Here is a 21,083-nt window from a genome sequence, read left to right as displayed (position 1 = left end):
AAGTATAACGAGTAAACGAGTTTAGTGTCGCTTAAGCAAGAGCAAAGATCTTGCGAACCAAGTATAACGAGTAAACGAGTTTAGTGTCGCTTAAGCAAGAGCAAAGATCTTGCGAACCAAGTATAACGAGTAAACGAGTTTAGTGTCGATAACAAATTTAACACCAATGTAATCATTGATTTGATTACATTGGTGTTTTGTATATCAATTAAAGTGACTTATCAAGATGAAATACGTATGTGATGTAAATTTTTATACTAATCACTAATTTTTTATTCAAAATAAACTCAAATCATATTTAATTTAAAAAGGCTTTGCTATAATGTAAAGAGTAAAAGTAATTATAAGAGAGGTGCCTAAGTGAAAACAGGACGCATCATAAAATCAATCAGTGGCGTATATCGTGTAGATGTAGAAGGCGAAATGTATGACACTAAACCGCGTGGACTATTTAGAAAAAATAAATTCTCTCCTATCGTCGGTGATGTAGTGGATTTTGAAGTTGAAAATGTAACAGAGGGTTATATTCAACATGTCCATGAAAGAAAAAATGAGATCAAAAGACCGCCTGTAAGTAATGTTGATCATCTTATTTTAGTAATGAGTGCAGTAGAACCAGATTTTTCTACACAATTGCTAGATCGTTTTTTAGTTATCGCACACTCATATCACATGCGTCCACGCATACTTATAACCAAAAAAGATTTAACATCAATTGAAATACAACAAAAGGTGACACAGTCATTAAACGTATATGAAGAGATGGGTTATAAGACTCAATTCATCAGTATCAACGATGATATCGAAAATGTTTTTGCGCAATGGGGTGATGGATTAGCCGTATTAAGCGGTCAGTCTGGTGTTGGAAAATCTACGTTGTTGAATAAATATTTTCCTGATTTAGATATTGAAACACAACATATTTCAAAAGCGCTTAATCGCGGTCGTCATACTACGAGACATGTAGAGCTTTTTGAAAGAACACATGGATATATTGCGGATACGCCAGGGTTTAGCGCATTAGATTTTGACCATATTCAAAAAGACGAACTGAAAAATTATTTTATGGAAATTCATGAGTATGGGGAATCATGTAAATTCAGAGATTGTAATCATATTAATGAACCTAAGTGTAATGTCAAAATTAAAGTAGAACAGGGCGATATTACTCAATTTAGATATGATCATTATGTTCAACTATTTAATGAGATTGCAAATAGAAAGGAAAGATATTAATTGGCAAAACTTTATCCATCTTTATTATCAGCAGATTTTTTAAATTTACAACAGGAATTAAAGGCTTTAGAGGAAGCTGGCGTAGATGGTGTACATTTTGATGTTATGGATGGTCAATTTGTACCCAATATTTCAATTGGTATTCCAATTTTAGATGCAGTTAGAACGGGAACAGATTTACCTATTGATGTACACTTAATGATTGAGGAACCAGAAAAGTATGTAGAACTATTTGCAGCACATGGTGCAGACATGATTTCAGTTCATGTAGAGGCTACACCACATATTCATCGCGTGATAGAACAAATTAAGAACGCAAATGTAAAGGCTGGTGTGGTGATCAACCCAGGAACACCAGTAGATGCAATTCTACCTATTATAAAAATGGTAGATTATGTATTAGTAATGACCGTGAATCCTGGCTTTGGAGGACAATCATTTATTGTTGATACAGTTCATAAACTAGATCAACTAGCTGAAGTTAAACAAAGATTGAATTTAGATTTTGATATTGAAGTTGATGGTGGTATTAATGATAAAACAGTCCAAACCGTAATTGAGCATGGGGCAAATATGTTAGTTGCTGGGTCATACTTCTTCAAACAAAACAATTATAAGTCAGTTACTAAAACACTGAAAGGTTGACGTTAATGAAAGCCAATTTATTATGTGGTAATCGAAATTTACCTAAAGGTATAATGGTTGATAGTGCGGATGCCGATTGGATTGGCATAGATAGAGGTACGTTAATTTTGTTAGAAGCCGGTATCACACCGCAATTTGCAGTTGGTGATTTTGATTCAATTACACAAGAGGAAAAATCATTTATAGAACAACAAATTGAAATAAATCCCTATAATTCAGAAAAAGATGATACAGATTTAGCGTTAGGGATAGATCAAGCGGTACAGAGTGGATATAAAGAAATACATGTATTTGGTGCTACCGGTGGTAGATTAGATCATTTTTTGGGCGCTTTACAAATCTTGGAGAAGCCCGAATATGTAGAAAATGGCATAGTTATAAAATTAATTGATCAATCAAATGAGGTTCAATTTTTAAAACAAGGATTATATCATATTGAAGTGAATGACTTGTACCCATATATTTCATTTATTCCCGTTTCGTATCCGACAGTCATCACATTAAAGTATTTTAAATATAACCTTTCTAAAGAGACGCTTAAACAAGGGTCAACGTTAACTATTTCTAATGAGATTAATTCCTCGCATGGAGAAGTTGAGTTGATTAAAGGGAATGTATTAATGATACGGAGTAGGGATTAATGTCAGTCATCATAAGTTGATAAAATTGTTCAAAAAAAACCAATCCTCCACATAAGGATTGGTTTTTTCGTGCATTATATTTATTAAACTCTAGTTACTTTACCAGATTTTAAAGCACGTGCAGAAACCCAAACTTTTTTAGGTTTTCCGTCTACAAGAATTCTAACTTTTTGAAGGTTAGCATTCCATCTTCTTTTAGAAGAATTTAAAGCGTGTGAACGATTGTTTCCAGTTGAAGCTTTACGACCTGTTACGAAACATTGTTTGCCCATGAAAGTACCTCCTTTAATAAATATAAATACACGTATCTACTACATACTTGAATAATGTACCATAAATAGAAAAATATAGCAATATAATGAGAAATTTTTCTGATTTACATGACTTCTACTTTTGTTCAAACTAAATTATGGTATAATTGTAAACTGTGGATAAATATAGTATTTTATTATTAAACTCATCTTAAATAATTGTTTATTTACAGTTAGTTTCAGAACCATAAACTTTAGGAGGCAATTTTATGACGTTAGAAATCACAAATGATTATGGTAGCATAGATATTTCAAACGAAGTAATAGCATCAGTGGTGGGCAGTAAAGCAGTAGAATGTTATGGAATTGTAGGCATGGCTTCTAGACAACAAGTAAGAGACGGTATTGCCGAAATATTAGGGCATGAAAATTATTCTAAAGGCATTGTTGTAAGAGAAGACAATGGAGTGATTGATGTTGATATGTACACAATTGTTAGCTTCGGGACAAAAATATCAGAAGTTGCAAGTAATGTGCAATCAACTGTGAAATATACATTAGAACAAACATTAAAAGTAAAAGTAAACTCAATTAATATATTTGTACAAGGTGTGCGCGTCAATAATGGCACGAAGAACTAGGAGGACATTACGCAATGGTTAGCAAAATAAATGGTAAATTATTTGCCGAAATGATTATACAAGGGGCACAAAATTTATCAAATCATGCAGATTTAGTTGATTCATTAAATGTATACCCGGTACCTGATGGAGACACAGGAACTAATATGAACTTGACTATGACATCTGGTAGAGAAGCAGTAGAAGAGAATTTATCACAACATATAGGTGAGCTAGGTAAAACATATTCTAAAGGTTTATTGATGGGTGCGAGAGGTAACTCTGGTGTAATACTATCGCAACTATTTAGAGGTTTTAGTAAAAATTTAGAAGACTATGACGAAATCAATGCACAACAATTTGCTGAAAGCTTTAAAGCTGGTGTAGATACAGCATATAAAGCAATTATGAAACCAGTAGAAGGTACAATCTTAACAGTAGCTAGAGATGCAGGAGATGCTGCAATGCGTAAAGCTGAAGAAACTGAAGATTGTATTGAGTTGATGACTTATATTTTAGAACAAGCAGAAATTTCACTTGAAAACACACCGAACTTATTACCAGTTTTAAAAGAAGTAGGAGTTGTTGATAGTGGTGGTAAAGGATTAGTAGTGGTTTACGAAGGCTTCCTAAAAGCGTTAAAAGGAGAAAAAGTATCCGCGCAATCACCAAAATTAGACAAAGATTCATTGGTAAGTGAAGCACATGATTTTCATGGTGTGATTAATACTGAAGACATTGAATACGGTTATTGTACCGAAATGATGGTTCGTTTTGGTAAAAATAAAAAAACTTTCGATGAACAAGAATTTAGAGAAGATATGAGTGCATTTGGTGATTCTTTATTAGTGATTAATGATGAAGAAATAGTTAAAGTACACGTACATACTGAAAAACCAGGTGATGTATTTAATTTTGGCCAACAATATGGTGAATTAATTAAATTAAAAGTAGAAAATATGCGTGAACAACACAGAGAAGTTGTGAAAAAAGAGCAAAATAATCAACCTGTATCTCAAAGTGATGAAAATGAAACTGTTGAAACTGCTGTAATTGCTATATCAATGGGTAATGGTGTTTCTGAGTTATTTAAATCAATGGGCGCAACACATATGATTAGTGGTGGCCAAACTATGAACCCATCGACGGAAGATATAGTGAAAATGATTGAACAATCACAATGTAAACGTGCAATCATTTTACCAAACAATAAAAATATCCTTATGGCTAGTGAACAAGCAGCTGATATTGTTGAAGCAGAAGCTATTGTTATTCCAACAAAATCTATTCCTCAAGGGATTGCTGCATTATTTAATTATGATGCGTCTGATTCACTTGATGATAATAAATCTCGTATGATTGAATCATTAGAAGCGGTTAATTCTGGTTCAGTTACTTATGCTGTTAGAGATACTAAAATAGATGGTGTTGAAATTAAAAAAGGCGCATTTATGGGCTTAGTAGAAGATAAAATTGTTACTAGCGAAGATAATGAGTTTGATACAGTTAAGGGCTTGCTTTCTCAAATGATTGAAGAAGATAGTGAAATCATAACTATGATTGTTGGGGAAGATGCAAATGAGGCTGTTACTGCCGAAATAGAAGCATGGGTAGAAGAAACTTATCCGGATGTTGAGTTAGATCAACATGATGGTCAGCAACCTGTATATCAATATTTATTTTCAGTAGAATAATTGCCGAATAGTCATTGATTTCAACACATTGACATTTACATGTGCTTGAAATTTAAACGTCATTTTAAATAGGTTATGTTGTCGAACAATGGTTTGAATACAAGTTTTACTATAGAATGTTTATGAAACAATCTGATATTGTGAGAGCGAGAGTACGAAATCAAAATTAGTTTTGATTTCTATCTCGCTCTCGTTTTTATGTAATAATTCAGGTGATTCTCAAATTTATACGAATTGTAGTCAATTATATTTTAAACTTAAAAAGAACAATGCAACCAGTTTTGGTTTATAATGTCTTATGAACTTGTTATAATGAACTAGATGTTTGAGAATGTAAGCGCAACACTTTAGAAACATTAAAAACAAGAGTGGGGTATGATTATGAAATATAAAACAGTTTTCGATATAATTGGTCCAACAATGGTAGGCCCTTCATCGTCACACACAGCAGGGGCAGTAAGAATTGGATTGGTAGCAAGAGATTTATTTAACCAATTACCAAGTCAAGTTGACATCTATTTGTATGGCTCTTTTATGGAAACATATAAAGGTCATGGCACAGATGTTGCACTTGTAGGTGGTTTGTTAGGTTATGATACTGACGACGATAGAATTCAAACGAGTTTGGAAGCAGCAGAAAATGCAGGAATGAAAGTTAATTTTATAGAAATGGCTGAAGAGAGATCGCATCCCAATACAGCTATTATAAATATGCGTAACGCTGAAAAGGAGATTTCAGTGGAAGGTGTATCTATTGGTGGCGGTAAAATTGAAGTTGTTGCAATTAATGGCTTTAATATTGCAATCAGTGGAAATTACCCGGCATTACTTGTATTTCACAAGGATACATTTGGTACGATTGGTAAAGTAGCTAATATTTTAGGAGATTCAAGTATTAATGTGGGAAGTATGCAAGTATCGAGAAAAGAAAAAGGCGATCAAGCGTTAATGACTTGTGAGTTAGACGATGCTGTAAACAAAGATATTATAGAGAAAATTAAAAACGTCGATGGTGTAGTGACGGTTTCACTCATGGGAGACGCCTAACGGAGGTATTGCATGTTTAAAAGCGTGAAAGAATTAATAGAGATGTGTGAAGCACAAGATAAGAAAATTCATGAAATCATGTTAGAACAAGAGATGGAAGTGACAGGGTTATCTGAAGCTGATGTGTATGCACATATGGATAAAAATTTACAAACAATGGAAAATGCATTGGATGAAGGACTAGCGGGAGTAACATCAACGACAGGACTAACTGGTGGAGATGCTGTACTAATTAAAGAATATTTAAAAACAGGGAAATCATTATCAGGTGCAACATTATTAGATGCAGTTAGTAAAGCAGTTGCAACAAATGAAGTCAACGCGGCAATGGGAAAAATTTGTGCGACACCGACTGCAGGATCAGCTGGCGTAGTGCCAGGTGTATTGTTTGGCTTGAAACCTAGACTTGAACCGACACGTAAAGATATGCTTAACTTTTTATTAACTTCAGGTGCATTTGGTTTCGTTGTAGCTAACAATGCGTCCATTTCAGGTGCAGCTGGTGGTTGTCAAGCTGAGGTAGGCTCGGCAGCGGCTATGGCTGCAGGTGCAACAGTTGAACTTGCTGGAGGTACGCCACAACAATCAGCTGAAGCCTTTGCAATTTGTTTGAAAAATATGCTAGGTTTAGTATGTGATCCAGTTGCTGGTTTAGTAGAAGTTCCTTGTGTAAAAAGAAATGCTGCAGGCGCTTCTAATGCAATCGTATCTGCGGACATGGCGTTGGCAGGTGTGACATCTAGAATACCGACAGATGAAGTGATTGAAGCAATGTATAAGATTGGCCAAACAATGCCATCTGCTTTGCGTGAAACTGGTCGTGGAGGTTTAGCTGGTACGCCTACAGGTCAGCGTCTAAAACAAGAAATATTTGGTGATTAATAATGTCAAAAGTCAATTTAATAGAAAGCCCATTTCCGTTATCTCAAATTAAAGGTCTAGGACCTAAACGTTTAGCGGTATTAAATGAATTAAATATTTATACCGTTGAAGATTTAATCTTATATTTACCGACACGTTACGAGGATAATACTGTAATTGACTTAAATGAAGCAGAAGACCAAGCGACAGTGACAGTGATAGGTGAAGTATATTCTACACCGACTGTCGCTTTTTTTGGTCGTAATAAATCTAAGTTAACAGTACATATCATGGTCAATAACATTGCAGTAAAGTGTACTTTTTTCAATCAGCCTTATTTGAAAAAGAAAATTGAACTACATGGAATGGTTACGGTCAAAGGTAAATGGGACAGAAGAAAGCAAGAAATTAATGGAAATAGAATGTTTTTCAATCAACAGGTTACTGAGTCTGCCCAATTTGAACCTGTGTATCGAATTAAAGAGGGTATTAAGCAAAAACCATTAAGAGATATGATACGTCAAGTATTAGATCAAGTAACGATACATGAATGGCTATCAGCAGATTTAAGGGAAAAATATAAACTAGAATCATTAGAAAATACAATTAAAGCACTTCATTTTGCAACTGATAAAGCTTCATTATTAAAAGCGCGAAGAACGTATGCATTTACAGAGTTGTTTATGTTTGAACTAAGAATGCAATGGTTGAATAGGCTTGAAAAAACTTCGGATGAAGCTATTGAAGTTGATTATGATATCAATTTAGTTAAGCATTTTATTGATAGTTTACCTTTTGAACTGACTGATGCTCAGAAACATAGCGTTAATGAAATCTTTCGTGATTTGAAGGCTCCGATACGTATGCATCGTTTACTCCAAGGAGATGTGGGCTCTGGGAAAACTGTTGTTGCAGCTATTTGCATGTACGCACTTAAAACTGCTGGTTTTCAATCGGCATTAATGGTGCCGACTGAAATTTTAGCAGAACAGCATGCTGAAAGTTTAGTGGATATATTTGGTGACAGGATGAATGTCGCGTTATTAACAGGATCAGTAAAAGGTGAAAAACGGCAACTATTATTAGATCAATTAAATAATAATGAAATTGATTGTTTGATTGGAACACATGCATTGATTCAAGATGATGTGAAATTTAATAATGTTGGACTTGTTATTACTGATGAACAACATCGATTTGGTGTGAATCAGCGACAACTACTTAGAGAAAAAGGCGCAATGACAAATGTACTATTTATGACAGCAACGCCAATTCCTAGAACGTTAGCTATTTCTGTATTTGGTGAAATGGATGTTTCATCAATTAAACAGTTACCAAAAGGTAGAAAACCAATTATTACTTCATGGTCAAAACATGAAGCGTATGAGAGCGTTTTGAATCAAATGACTAATGAATTAAAGAAAGGCCGTCAGGCTTATGTTATATGTCCGTTGATTGAAAGCTCTGAGCATTTAGAAGATGTTCAAAATGTGGTTGAATTATATGAATCATTACAAGCTTATTATGGTACTGACAAAGTGGGATTATTACATGGTAAAATGCATTCTGATGAAAAAGATGAGGTCATGCAAAAATTCAGTAATCATGAAATAGATATTTTAGTTTCAACAACCGTAGTTGAGGTAGGGGTTAATGTACCAAACGCTACATTTATGATGATATATGATGCCGATCGTTTTGGATTATCTACATTACACCAGTTAAGGGGTCGTGTGGGTAGAAGTGAGCATCAAAGTTATTGCGTACTTATTGCTTCGCCAAAAACCGAAACGGGTATTGAACGCATGAATATTATGACACAAACAACAGATGGTTTTGAACTCAGTGAACGAGATCTTGAAATGAGAGGTCCCGGAGATTTCTTCGGCGTAAAACAAAGTGGTTTGCCAGATTTCTTAGTTGCAAACGTCGTCGAAGACTATAAAATGTTAGAAGTTGCTAGAGATGAAGCGGCAGAATTGATTCAAACAGGAATATTTTTTGAGCCACAATATCAAACTTTAAGATCATTTATAGAGAAGAATTTACTGTATATGAGTTTCGATTAATAATGAGTAAAATTAAGGCACTTACCTGTAAAATCATATGACTTTGTCATTGTTTTACAGGTAAGTGCCTTGTTTTTTATACCAACTTAATGTGATATTTATATGTTGGTTTTGAATTTGAATTTAAATCGTCCGCATAATCATGTGTTTTCTGATGTTACTAGTGTTAACCGCTTTTTAGCTATTTCACACCAACATCGTCCCATGCTTTCTCAATCGCTTTACCTTCTTCGCTATTATCGCCATATAATTTATCTGCAGCAATAGTAAGTGCTGTTTTAGCATCTGTAAATTGAGCATTTGGTGTTAAGTATTCTGTGAGGGCAAGATAATAAATTTGTTCTGCTTTGTCTTTACCGATATCTGTAATTGTTAGATAAGCAGCCTTATTTGGTATACCACTATTGGCATGGACTCCGCCGTTATCTTCGCTGCCTTTTTGGTATTGATCCATGTGTGCTGGTTGATTATAATCTTCAGGGTTTTTTAAGCTTCTTAAAGCATCGCCATCTTGGTCAGGTGTATACACATCTTCACCCATTAACCAATTATCTGGATCGACAAAATAACCAAATACGTCAGAGAATGATTCATTTAATGCTCCTGATTGATAGCTATATTCTAAGCCGGCAGTACGCTCAGTTACTGCATGTGTTAGTTCATGAGCGACAACATCTTTAGCGCCCGATAGTTCTTTAAAGGTTTGGCCGTCACCATCACCGTATATCATATATTGTCCAGTCCAGGCAGCATTATTGAAATTCTTATCGTAATTTACAATAGAATTAATAGGGCCCCCTTTATCGTTATAGCTGTCTCTGTCAAATGTATCTAAATAATAATCATAAACTTCTTTAGCATAGTAATGTGCATCAACACCAGCTCGTTGAGATTTTTTATTGAAATTCGTATTATCATTGGTAATAGGGGCTATCGTGTCTGTCGTGTTATTGGCGGTTTGGGTGTCAATTGTTGCATTTTGAGACGTATCATGTAGCGTATATTGATTTTGTGATTGAGTTATGTTAAGTGGTGATTTTACATCTCCATTAACACCGGTACCTTTTCCTTCAGTTGTTGCTTTTTGAAGTGTATTTTGTTTTTTTATAATTTTACCTGTTGTAGCATCAACTTGAATCTTCCAACGTGCTACCTTAGGAGACACATAATTCAATTCAATATTATAAACGAGTTTTTGTTTATTACTATTTATATCCAAATTGTTTTTACTGACGATGTCATAGCCTTTGATATTTTCAACTTCTGCCTTTGATTTACCAATGGCTTTAAATGCATTTTTTTCAGCTTGAGCAGAAGTTATCTCGTTTGAATTTTTTACATTTATGTATGGTTTGTCGATACTACCATTTATCAATTTTACGTCACCGTTTTTGTTTACATGTACCTTAAGTGTACTATCACTAGAAGTAACGTCATTAATTTTAGCTTTCAGTGTGTAGTGTGTCACACCAGTTTTATCTGTGTTTTTATTTGCTACTTCATATTGTTTAAAGGCATTTTTATTAAATGCTTCATTTTTAGTTTTACTTGTATCCTTAACCAAATCTTGTGCATGTTGATTTAAATATTGTTTTACATCCGTCTCATTTTGAATAGTTGAATTATCAGCTTTTTTAAAACTCTCAGGTTGTACACTGTTACTTTCCTCGGCGTGAACGTTACCAGATGTAATAGCTAATATTGAACTAGCTAGTAACGTGGTAGAAAAAATTTTCCTCATAATATCCTCCTAGAAATGAATGGTATAAAAATAAATTTCTGATTATTTTAAATATATTTGAAATTTCAAATTATTTAAGATTATACGTATAGTTTATAATTAATTCAATAGGAAATAGCGAAAATAATTTTATATTTAAAATGGATAAATACAAATTATGTATAACTAATGCTAAAATTTATTATATATAAAAATTTAAATAATGATATTAAGTATTTTGTCGTTGTACAATTCAAAGTGGTTACCCTAAGCTTAGTTTTAAAATAAGTTCAGAGAAATTAATGAAAGATGAACTTTCATTGTTTACTAGCTGAAAAAGTACTCTAACCTCGGTATAGTAAAATATATTTACTTAAAAGTTACTAAATTCAAACTTACGTATGTTTTTTGTTGAGCAATTGAAAAGGAAAGTGTTATGATATGTTAGGAGTGTTTAAGACTTGGTACTAAAAACATGGGAGTTTGAATGCGATGAAATTAAAAAAACAAGAACGGCGCGATGCAATAAAAAATGAAATAGCTAAAAATCCGTTTATTACAGATTTAGATTTAAGTACTTTGTTTTCAGTAAGCATCCAAACAATTAGGTTGGATCGTACACACTTAAATATTCCTGAGTTAAGAACACGAATTAAGTCTGTAGCTAGGAAAAATTATGAAAGCATTCGTTCTATTGAAGGTAATGAAATCATAGGGGACGTGATCAATGTAGAACCTGATCAATATGCTACTTCAATTATTAATATTGATGAAGATTCTGTTTTTACAAAAAATAAGATTGCAAGAGGGCACGTTCTATTTGCTCAAGCAAACTCTTTATGTGTAGCACTTATACATAAACCAGTCGTATTGACAAGTGAAAGTAATGTTGCATTTACAAAACCAGTGAAATTGAACGAAACGGTACGTGCAAATGCGCAAACCATTGAAATTACAAATAAATTTTATATTATAAAAGTTGAATCGTATGTTAAAGATACGGTTGTTTTTAAAGGGACATTTAAAATGTATTATACAAGTGAGGATGAACAAAATGGTTAAATTAGCGATTGATATGATGGGTGGAGATGACGCACCTGAAATCGTTTTGGAAGCTGTTGAAATGGCGGTTAACAAATTTGAAGACTTAGAAATCATTTTATTTGGTGATGAGTCAAAATGTACACTAAAACATGACCGTGTAGAAGTACGTCACTGTACAGAGTCTATAACTATGCATGACGAACCTGTTCGAGCAATTAAGCGTAAAAAAGATAGCTCAATGGTTCGTATGGCAGAAGCAGTAAAATCTGGAGAAGCAGATGGATGTGTTTCAGCAGGAAATACAGGTGCGCTAATGTCAGCTGGGTTATTTATAGTCGGCCGTATCAAAGGCGTAGAACGTCCGGCGTTAGTTGTAACGTTGCCAACAGTTTCGGGTAAAGGCTTTGTATTTATGGATGTTGGTGCAAATGCGGAAGCGAAGGCAGAACATTTATTACAATATGCTCAACTTGGTAATATTTATGCACAAAAGATTAGAGGTATTTCGCAACCTTCAGTAAGTTTATTGAATATTGGAACTGAAGCTGCCAAAGGTAATTCATTGACTAAGAAGGCTTATCAATTGATGGAAACGCAAAATGACTTTCACTTCACAGGTAACGTAGAAGCTAAAGGGTTGATGAATGACGCCGCCGATGTTGTTGTTACTGATGGTTATACTGGTAATATGATTTTGAAAAATTTAGAAGGTGTAGCTAAAGCAATGGGCAAAATGTTTAAGTCTACACTTTTAAGCAGCTTGAAAAATAAAGTGGCAGCACTAATTTTGAAAAAAGACCTAAAAGGATTAATGTCGAAAATGGATTATGCTGAGTATGGTGGATCTGTATTATTAGGACTGAACGGCACAGTGGTAAAAGCGCACGGTAGTTCTAGTGCTAAAGCATTTTATTCAGCGATTCGTCAGGCGAAAATTGCGGGTGAACAAAAAATTGTTGAAACTATGAAAGAAACGGTGGGAAAAAAAGATGAGTAAAACAGCGATAATATTTCCAGGCCAAGGCTCACAAAAAGTTGGTATGGCAAACGATTTATATGAACATGACGAAGTAGCAACATCAATTCTAAACCAAGCACAACAAGCTTTAGATTTCGATATCTTAGAAACAATGTTTACAGATAGCGAAGAAAAACTTGGCCAAACTGAAAATACACAACCCGCTTTATTAACCCATAGCATAGCATTATTTAATGCGTTAAATGATTTGAATGCAGATTACACAATGGGGCATAGTTTAGGCGAGTATGCAAGTTTAGTCGCTAGTAATGTGTTGAAATTTGAAGACGCAGTAAAGATTGTAAGAAAGCGTGGTCAACTTATGGCTGAAGCTTTCCCAAATGGTGTGGGGAGCATGGCGGCTGTATTAGGCTTAGATTACGAAGAAGTTGATGCAATATGTAAACAATTATCAACTGAAGAGGAAATTATTGAACCAGCCAATATCAATTCTCCTGGACAAATCGTTGTTTCAGGCCATAAAACGTTAGTTGATCAGTTAGTAGCTGAGGGTAAATCATTAGGCGCTAAACGTGTACTACCATTAGCAGTATCAGGTCCGTTCCACTCATCTATGATGCAAGTAATCAAAGATGATTTTGCATCATTTATTGATCAGTTCGAATGGCAAGATGCTCAATATCCTGTGGTACAAAATGTACATGCCAAAGGTGAAACGGATGCAAATGTCATTAAAGCAAATATGATAGAACAATTATATTCACCTGTTCAATTCATAGATTCAACGCAGTGGTTAATTGAGCAAGGTGTGGATCACTTTATTGAAATTGGCCCTGGCAAAGTACTATCAGGTTTAATTAAGAAAATTAACAGAGATGTAAAAGTAACTTCAATTCAAACACTAGAAGATGTGAAAGGTTGGAATGAAAATGACTAAAAGTGCGTTAGTAACAGGAGCATCAAGAGGTATTGGACGCAGTATTGCAATCCAATTAGCAGAAGAAGGCTATAATGTCGCAGTAAATTATGCCGGTAATAAAGAAAAAGCTGATGCTGTCGTAGAAGAAATCAAAGCTAAAGGCGTTGAAAGTTTTGCTGTTCAAGCAAATGTAGCAAATGGCGATGAAGTCAAAGCGATGATCAAAGAAGTAGTTAGTCAGTTTGGCTCAGTAGATGTACTTGTAAATAATGCCGGTATTACACGCGATAATTTATTGATGAGAATGAAAGAGCAAGAGTGGGATGATGTAATTGATACAAACTTAAAAGGTGTCTTTAATTGTATTCAAAAAGTAACACCACAAATGTTAAGACAAAAAGGTGGCTCTATCATCAATTTATCAAGCGTTGTTGGTGCAGTTGGTAATCCAGGTCAAGCTAACTATGTTGCGACAAAAGCAGGTGTTATCGGATTAACTAAGTCAGCTGCAAAAGAATTAGCATCTAGACACATTACTGTTAATGCTGTTGCGCCAGGTTTTATCGTTTCAGATATGACAGATGCTTTAAGTGACGAACTTAAGGCACAAATGTTAGAACAAATCCCATTAGCTGAATTTGGTGAAGATTCCGATATTGCTCATACTGTAGCATTTTTAGCTTCTGAAAAAGCTAAATATATTACTGGTCAAACAATCCATGTCAATGGTGGCATGTATATGTAACCTATGAGCTATTCAATTGTTCACAAATCGTTGTTCATTTGAACGTGATAGTAGTATTTCTAGAGTAATACTATGAATTACTACTTGTATTTCAATTGATAAAATGGGAAAATATAAAAGTCTATAAGTAGACTTTTAAAAGGAGGTGAATCGACGTGGAAAACTTTGACAAAGTAAAAGATATTATTGTTGACCGTTTAGGTGTTGACGCTGAAAAAGTTACTAAAGATGCATCTTTTAAAGATGATTTAGGCGCTGACTCACTAGATATCGCTGAATTAGTAATGGAATTAGAAGACGAATTTGGTACTGAAATTCCAGATGAAGAAGCTGAAAAAATCAACACAGTTGGTGACGCGGTTAACTTTATCAATAGTATTCAAAAATAATAAGCAAATATCTGAGTCGTAGTAAAAACGGCTCAGATTTTTTTGTTTGAAAAACATCTATATTTAAATCATAGATGATTTAGGTAAACGTTAACACGAATTGATTACACACTCGTTGTAAAGCGTTACAAACTTATATATGACAAACAGTTTTTTCTTTAGTTTTATTGCACTTTCACGTAGAATAAAAGCGTATACAGTATTTTTAGCATATAGTTGTTTTTATCTGAGGAGGAAAGAGATTGACCAATCATAAAAAGAAAGAAATGGTTCAAGCATTCCAAAAAAAGTTTGCCAAAAAAATGCAAGAATTAGATTTGAATTTTAATCAAGTCGATTTATATCAACAAGCATTTTCGCATTCTAGTTTTATAAATGATTTTAATATGGATCGCTTAGATCACAATGAAAGATTAGAATTTTTAGGAGATGCGGTATTAGAATTGACGGTTTCACGCTATTTATTTGATAAATATCCAGAATTGCCTGAAGGTAATTTAACAAAAATGCGTGCAACAATTGTATGTGAGCCATCACTTGTAATATTTGCGAAAAAAATTCAATTGAATGAATTAATTTTATTAGGAAAAGGCGAAGAAAAAACAGGGGGAAGAACTCGCCCCTCTCTAGTTTCTGATGCTTTTGAAGCATTTGTAGGTGCGCTATATTTAGATCAAGGCGTAGAAGCAGTATGGAAATTCTCTGAAAAGATTATATTCCCTTATGTAGAAGATGATGAATTAGATGGTGTTGTAGACTTTAAAACACAATTTCAAGAGTTTGTGCACAGACAAAACCAAGGCGATGTGACTTATCGACTCATCAATGAAGAAGGACCGGCACATCATCGATTGTTTACTTCTGAAGTTATTTTAGAAGATAAAGCCGTAGCAGAAGGAAAAGGAAAGACTAAAAAAGAATCAGAACAAAAAGCTGCTGAACAAGCATACAAAAAATTAAAAAATAAGTGAATAGCTTAAATGCATTTTTATAATAAGTAACACATTGATAATATTAATTCTAAAAATATCGTTTATTAAGCAATGCATTAACTTAAAGGTTAATGTAAAAGTGTTTCTAAATTGATACAAGAGAAGGAACATTTTGAAGGAGAATAGCATGGTTTATTTAAAATCTATAGATGCCTTTGGTTTTAAATCTTTTGCTGAGCATACAAATGTTCAGTTTGATGAAGGCGTAACAGCAATAGTTGGACCAAACGGTAGCGGGAAAAGTAATATCACTGATGCAATAAAATGGGTGTTAGGTGAGCAGTCGGCTAAATCTTTACGTGGTGCAAAAATGGAAGATATTATTTTTTCAGGTGCAGAACATCGTAAAGCCCAGAATTATGCAGAAGTAAAATTAAAGTTAGATAATAGTGCAGGCAAGTTACAGGTAGAAGCTACTGAATTAACAGTGACGCGTCGTTTGTATAGAAGTGGCGAAAGTGAATACTACCTGAACAATGATAGAGCAAGGTTAAAAGATATTCTGGATTTATTCTTAGATTCAGGTTTAGGAAAAGAAGCGTTTAGTATTATTTCACAAGGTCGTGTGGATGAAATATTAAATGCCAAACCCATCGATAGAAGGCAAATTTTAGAAGAGTCTGCAGGCGTGTTGAAATATAAAAAGAGAAAAGCAACTTCAGTACAAAAGTTAGATCAAACTGAAGATAATCTTTCACGTGTAGAAGACATTTTATATGACTTAGAGGGTCGAGTTGAACCGTTAAGAGAAGAGGCTGCAATTGCTAAAGAATATAAACACCTTTCAAAGGAAATGGAAAAGAGTGATGTATTAGTAACGGTCTATGATATTGAGCAATATAATAATAACATTCATGAACTAGATGAAAAATTAAATTATTTAAAAAGTCAACAATCAACAAAAGATGGTGAAAAAGTACAACATACACAATCACTTAATAAGTTTAAAGCTGAAAGACAACAATTAGATGAACGCATCGAAACTTTAAATTATCAGCTCGTTAAAGCTACAGAAGAAGTTGAAAAATATACAGGTCAATTAAATGTACTAGAAGAACGTAAAAAGAACCAATCTAAAACAAACGCAAGATTTGAAGAAGAACAAGAAAGTCTCTTGAATCAAACTGCTACATTAAAGCAAGAGAAAGCTGATGCACAAGCAGAGATAGACCGACTAAAATCACAACAAAAAGAATTAAACGAAAAAATACAACAATTCGAATCTCAACTTTATGTAACGGATGATCAACACGATGAAAAGCTAGAAGGCATTAAAGACGAGTATTATCAGTTGATGTCTGAACAGTCAGATGTGAATAATGATATACGCTTTTTAGAGCATACTATACAAGAAAATGAAACTAAACAATCACGCTTAGATTCAAGACTAGTTGAAGCATTTGAACAATTGAAACAAATTCAACACGATATTAACGAAGCTGAAAAAAATAGTGCAACGGCACAGAAGGATTTAAAAAAAGCAGAGCAGCAACTTAATGAGTATGAGCACAAATTAACAGAACTTAAACAGCAACGTAGTGAATATGAAGAGAAATTACATCAGGCTTATCGGTTTAATGAAAAGCTTAAGTCACGTATAGATAGTGCTGCGACACAACAAGAAGAATATAGTTACTTCTTTAACGGAGTGAAACATATATTAAAAGCAAAAAATAATCAGTTAACAGGAATTCGAGGTGCGGTAGCAGAAGTTATCCAAGTACCTTCAGATTTGACTAAAGCTATTGAAACGGCTTTAGGCGCCTCTTTACAACATGTTATTGTTGATTCTGAAAAAGAAGGACGACAAGCGATTCAATACCTAAAACAACATGGTTTAGGCAGAGCAACATTCTTACCATTAAATGTTATTCAGCCACGTCAAATCGCTAGTGATATATTGACAACAGCTCAAGAGGCGGAAGGTTTCGTTAATATCGCATCCCAAGCAATCCAAGTTGAAGCGGATTATCAAAACGTCGTCCAAAATTTATTAGGTAATACAATTGTCGTTGATGAGTTAAAAAATGCTAACGAACTAGCACGAAAAATTAAATACCGTACACGTATTGTTACATTAGATGGTGATATAGTTAACCCTGGTGGTTCTATGACCGGTGGCGGCGATCGTAAATCGAAAAGTATTTTAGCTCAAAAAGATGAACTTGCTAAAATGCGTGCACAATTAGCAGATTATCAAAAGCAAACTGTTCAATTTGAAAAACAATTCCAAGAAATTAAAGAAAATGCGGATCATATTAGTGAAAAGTACTTCGAAACAAGTCAAATTTATAATTCAGTGAAGCAAAAAGTTCATGATTATGAATTAGAATTGGATAGACTACGTAAAAATGAAGCACATTTAAAAGATGAACATGAAGAATTTGAATTTGAAAAAAATGATGGATACCAAAGTGCAACAAGCAAGCAAACCTTAAATGATAAAAAACAAAAATTAGCTAAAATTAAAGCCAAATTGCAAAAATTAGAAGAAGATATTGATCTTTATACAAAATTATCTAAAGAAGGTAAAGAAAGTACAACACAAATCCAACAACAGTTACACCAAAAGCAATCGGATTTAGCGGTAGTAAAAGAAAGATTAAGTGCACAAAAGCAAACTTACGCAAGAATTACTAAACAACTCTCATCGGTTGCAAGCCAACAGGAAAAATTGGATGATCAAATAAAGTTATTTAATTCTGATGAAATGACTGGTGAAAAAGCTTTTGAGACAATTCAAGGTAATATTGAGCAAAGTAAAAATGCTAAAGCTCAATTAGCACAAGACATCGAAGAAGTGAAATCGCGTAGACTAGAATTAAATGATAAAATTGAAGAAACAGATCAAATGTTACAAGAAGCCAATCAAGATATTTTATCTATTGAAAATCGCTACCAAGATATTAAATCTGAGCAATCACGTTTAGATGTACTGATCAATTATGCAATCAACCACTTGAATGATACTTATCATATGACGTATGAACGTGCGAGTGAGTTATACGAATTAGATGAGGATATTGAAGCGTTGCGTAAAAAAGTCAAGTTAACAAAAATGTCTATTGAAGAATTAGGGCATGTTAATTTAAATGCGATTGAACAATTTGAAGAAGTCAACGAACGTTATACATTTTTAGATGAGCAGCGTGCTGATTTAAGGGCAGCTAAAGCAACATTAGAACAACTTATAGAAGAAATGGATCAAGAAGTAAAAGACCGTTTTAAAGAGACTTTCCATGCTGTACAAGGTCATTTTGCTGAAGTGTTTAAATCACTTTTTGGTGGTGGACAAGCAGAATTACGTTTAACGGATGATGATTACCTATCTGCAGGGGTAGACATCATTGTTCAACCTCCAGGCAAAAAACTGCAACACTTATCTTTATTAAGTGGTGGAGAACGCGCACTAAGTGCAATTGCTCTATTATTTGCAATATTAAAAGTAAGGTCAGCACCATTTGTTATATTAGATGAAGTAGAAGCTGCATTGGACGAAGCAAATGTTATTAGATATGCACAATATCTTAAAGCTTTATCAGACCAAACACAATTTATTGTGATTACTCACCGTAAAGGGACGATGGAATTTTCAGACCGATTATATGGTGTAACAATGCAAGAATCTGGTGTATCCAAATTAGTGAGTGTTAATTTAAATACGATTGATGAAGTTATTAAGGAGGAACAAGCATGAGCTTTTTCAAACGATTAAAGGATAAATTTTCCAGTACCTCAGAAGAACCAAAGCAACAAGAAGATCTAGAACAATTATCTGAGGACTCTCAAAAGGAAATAGATGAGCCTCAAGATGAACAACCCGCCAAAAAGCCAAAAAAATTAAAAGAAGCAGATTTTGATGATGATGGCTTAATATCAATAGAAGACTTTGAAGAAATCGAAGCACAGCAATTAGGTGCGAAATTCAGAGCAGGATTAGAAAAATCTCGTGAAAACTTCCAAGCCCAACTTAACAATTTAATTGCGCGTTATCGTAAAGTGGATGAAGAATTTTTCGAAGCGCTAGAAGAAATGCTTATTACAGCTGACGTTGGATTTAACACGGTAATGCAATTAGTGGAAGAATTGCGTGAAGAAGCGCAACGTCGTAATATTTCAGAAACAGAAGATTTGCGTGAAGTTATTGTAGAAAAAATAGTAGAAATTTATCACCAAAATGATGATAATTCAGAAGTGATGAATATAGAAAATGAAGGCCTTAATGTCATATTAATGGTGGGGGTTAATGGTGTTGGTAAAACAACAACAATTGGTAAATTAGCTCACCGTTATCAAGCAGAAGGTAAGAAAGTAATGTTAGCGGCAGGGGATACTTTCAGAGCCGGCGCGATTCAACAACTTAAAGTTTGGGGAGAGCGTGTTGGAGTTGAAGTAATGAGCCAGAGTGAAGGTTCAGACCCAGCTGCAGTAATGTATGACGCAATAAATGCTGCGAAAAGTAAGAATGTAGATATTCTTATTTGTGATACAGCAGGGCGTTTACAAAACAAATCTAATTTAATGAATGAATTAGAAAAAGTGAAACGTGTCATAGGACGTGCTGTCCCAGAAGCACCGCATGAAGTATTACTATGCTTAGATGCGACTACAGGTCAAAACGCATTGTCACAAGCTAAATCATTTAAAGAAGTTACTAATGTTACAGGTATCGTACTTACAAAACTGGATGGTACTGCCAAAGGTGGTATTGTGTTAGCGATACGTAATGAATTACACATACCTGTGAAATATGTAGGTTTAGGCGAAAAATTAGATGATTTACAACCATTCAATCCAGAAAGTTATGTTTATGGACTATTTGCTGATATGATTGAACAAAATGTAGATGAAAATGAAGCGCCTAATGAAAACGAAGCAGAAATTGAAGGTCACTCAGATGAGTCAAAATGATTTAATTAAAACGATTCGGATGAATTATTTGTTTGATTTTTATCAAGCGTTACTCACTCAGAAACAAAGAAATTATCTAGAGTTATTCTATTTACAGGACTATTCTTTAAGTGAGATAGCTGATACATTTGATGTGAGTCGACAAGCAGTGTATGATAACATAAGAAGAACTGGCGATTTAGTTGAAGATTATGAAACAAAATTAGGTTTATACCGTAATTTTGAACAGAGACAAAATCTATATGAACAAATTAAACAGCATGTTAATGATCCAGAAAAAATACAACAATATATTCAAGCACTAGAAGATTTAGATTAGA

19 protein-coding genes are annotated in these 21,083 nt (G+C 33.9%); 17 read left to right on the top strand and 2 right to left on the bottom strand.

From position 1 onward, the window contains the following. Positions 1 to 360 precede the first annotated feature (360 nt). Genes rsgA through D9V42_RS10330 form a run of 3 tightly spaced genes read left to right on the top strand, consistent with a single transcriptional unit; the run spans position 361 to position 2,522 of the window. Positions 361 to 1,236, top strand: a complete 876-nt coding sequence (gene rsgA, locus D9V42_RS10340) for a ribosome small subunit-dependent GTPase A (protein WP_122064854.1) — start codon at positions 361 to 363, stop codon at positions 1,234 to 1,236. Continuing rightward, positions 1,237 to 1,881, top strand: a complete 645-nt coding sequence (gene rpe, locus D9V42_RS10335) for a ribulose-phosphate 3-epimerase (protein WP_122064852.1) — start codon at positions 1,237 to 1,239, stop codon at positions 1,879 to 1,881. A gap of 5 nt (positions 1,882 to 1,886) precedes the next feature. After that, a complete protein-coding gene (locus tag D9V42_RS10330; protein WP_122064850.1) occupies positions 1,887 to 2,522 on the top strand; it encodes a thiamine diphosphokinase in 636 nt (211 codons plus the stop codon). Between the two features lie 83 nt (positions 2,523 to 2,605). On the opposite strand, the gene rpmB is transcribed toward D9V42_RS10330, so the two are convergent. Then, complete coding sequence (gene rpmB, locus D9V42_RS10325; protein ID WP_002483503.1) at positions 2,606 to 2,794, bottom strand: 50S ribosomal protein L28; 189 nt, start codon at positions 2,792 to 2,794, stop codon at positions 2,606 to 2,608. A gap of 248 nt (positions 2,795 to 3,042) precedes the next feature. On the opposite strand from rpmB, the gene D9V42_RS10320 reads away from it, so the two are divergent. The 5 genes from D9V42_RS10320 (at position 3,043) to recG (ending at position 9,064) form a co-directional block, all read left to right on the top strand. Then, positions 3,043 to 3,414, top strand: a complete 372-nt coding sequence (locus D9V42_RS10320; RefSeq protein WP_017724257.1) for an Asp23/Gls24 family envelope stress response protein — start codon at positions 3,043 to 3,045, stop codon at positions 3,412 to 3,414. 14 nt (positions 3,415 to 3,428) lie between these two features. Next, the gene (gene fakA, locus D9V42_RS10315; protein ID WP_107556246.1) at positions 3,429 to 5,087 is read left to right on the top strand and encodes a fatty acid kinase catalytic subunit FakA; all 1,659 of its coding nucleotides are present in this window, start codon (positions 3,429 to 3,431) and stop codon (positions 5,085 to 5,087) included. Positions 5,088 to 5,468: 381 nt separating this feature from the next. Next, positions 5,469 to 6,134, top strand: a complete 666-nt coding sequence (gene sdaAB, locus D9V42_RS10310) for an L-serine ammonia-lyase, iron-sulfur-dependent subunit beta (RefSeq protein WP_107556245.1) — start codon at positions 5,469 to 5,471, stop codon at positions 6,132 to 6,134. 12 nt (positions 6,135 to 6,146) lie between these two features. Then, positions 6,147 to 7,016, top strand: coding sequence for an L-serine ammonia-lyase, iron-sulfur-dependent, subunit alpha (sdaAA, locus tag D9V42_RS10305; RefSeq protein WP_029377504.1), 870 nt, complete (start codon positions 6,147 to 6,149; stop codon positions 7,014 to 7,016). 2 nt (positions 7,017 to 7,018) lie between these two features. Next, complete coding sequence (gene recG, locus D9V42_RS10300; RefSeq protein ID WP_122064848.1) at positions 7,019 to 9,064, top strand: ATP-dependent DNA helicase RecG; 2,046 nt, start codon at positions 7,019 to 7,021, stop codon at positions 9,062 to 9,064. A gap of 181 nt (positions 9,065 to 9,245) precedes the next feature. Here the strand turns inward: recG and D9V42_RS10295 are convergent, their stop codons facing one another. After that, entirely contained in the window at positions 9,246 to 10,805 is a 1,560-nt protein-coding gene (locus D9V42_RS10295) for a M4 family metallopeptidase (RefSeq protein ID WP_122064845.1), read from the bottom strand. Between the two features lie 471 nt (positions 10,806 to 11,276). On the opposite strand from D9V42_RS10295, the gene fapR reads away from it, so the two are divergent. The 9 genes from fapR (at position 11,277) to D9V42_RS10250 (ending at position 21,082) form a co-directional block, all read left to right on the top strand. Further along, entirely contained in the window at positions 11,277 to 11,846 is a 570-nt protein-coding gene (fapR, locus tag D9V42_RS10290) for a transcription factor FapR (protein ID WP_107531374.1), read from the top strand. Further along, positions 11,839 to 12,825, top strand: a complete 987-nt coding sequence (gene plsX / locus D9V42_RS10285; RefSeq protein WP_122064843.1) for a phosphate acyltransferase PlsX — start codon at positions 11,839 to 11,841, stop codon at positions 12,823 to 12,825. Before fapR ends, plsX begins: the two co-directional genes overlap by 8 nt. After that, positions 12,818 to 13,744: an ACP S-malonyltransferase gene (gene fabD, locus D9V42_RS10280; RefSeq protein WP_122064841.1), complete on the top strand. Its 927-nt coding sequence runs from the start codon at positions 12,818 to 12,820 to the stop codon at positions 13,742 to 13,744. The genes plsX and fabD overlap by 8 nt, the downstream gene beginning before the upstream one ends. After that, positions 13,737 to 14,471 carry a 3-oxoacyl-[acyl-carrier-protein] reductase gene (gene fabG, locus D9V42_RS10275; RefSeq protein WP_122064839.1) on the top strand — a complete coding sequence of 245 codons (735 nt, stop codon included), beginning with the start codon at positions 13,737 to 13,739 and terminating at the stop codon, positions 14,469 to 14,471. Before fabD ends, fabG begins: the two co-directional genes overlap by 8 nt. A gap of 155 nt (positions 14,472 to 14,626) precedes the next feature. Continuing rightward, entirely contained in the window at positions 14,627 to 14,860 is a 234-nt protein-coding gene (locus tag D9V42_RS10270) for an acyl carrier protein (protein ID WP_017724267.1), read from the top strand. Positions 14,861 to 15,126: 266 nt separating this feature from the next. Beyond that, a complete protein-coding gene (gene rnc / locus D9V42_RS10265) occupies positions 15,127 to 15,831 on the top strand; it encodes a ribonuclease III (RefSeq protein ID WP_409349603.1) in 705 nt (234 codons plus the stop codon). 148 nt (positions 15,832 to 15,979) lie between these two features. Then, positions 15,980 to 19,549: a chromosome segregation protein SMC gene (smc, locus tag D9V42_RS10260; RefSeq protein WP_122064837.1), complete on the top strand. Its 3,570-nt coding sequence runs from the start codon at positions 15,980 to 15,982 to the stop codon at positions 19,547 to 19,549. Next, the gene (ftsY, locus tag D9V42_RS10255; RefSeq protein ID WP_107556062.1) at positions 19,546 to 20,763 is read left to right on the top strand and encodes a signal recognition particle-docking protein FtsY; all 1,218 of its coding nucleotides are present in this window, start codon (positions 19,546 to 19,548) and stop codon (positions 20,761 to 20,763) included. The genes smc and ftsY overlap by 4 nt, the downstream gene beginning before the upstream one ends. Further along, complete coding sequence (locus D9V42_RS10250; RefSeq protein ID WP_107556063.1) at positions 20,750 to 21,082, top strand: putative DNA-binding protein; 333 nt, start codon at positions 20,750 to 20,752, stop codon at positions 21,080 to 21,082. Before ftsY ends, D9V42_RS10250 begins: the two co-directional genes overlap by 14 nt. The last annotated feature ends 1 nt before the right edge of the window (position 21,083 follow it).

The sequence above is a fragment of the Staphylococcus pseudoxylosus genome (assembly GCF_003697915.1).
GTDB lineage: Bacteria > Bacillota > Bacilli > Staphylococcales > Staphylococcaceae > Staphylococcus > Staphylococcus pseudoxylosus.
The sequence above is the reverse complement of the archived record's forward strand: the minus strand, read 5'-3'. Positions and strand labels throughout refer to the sequence as shown.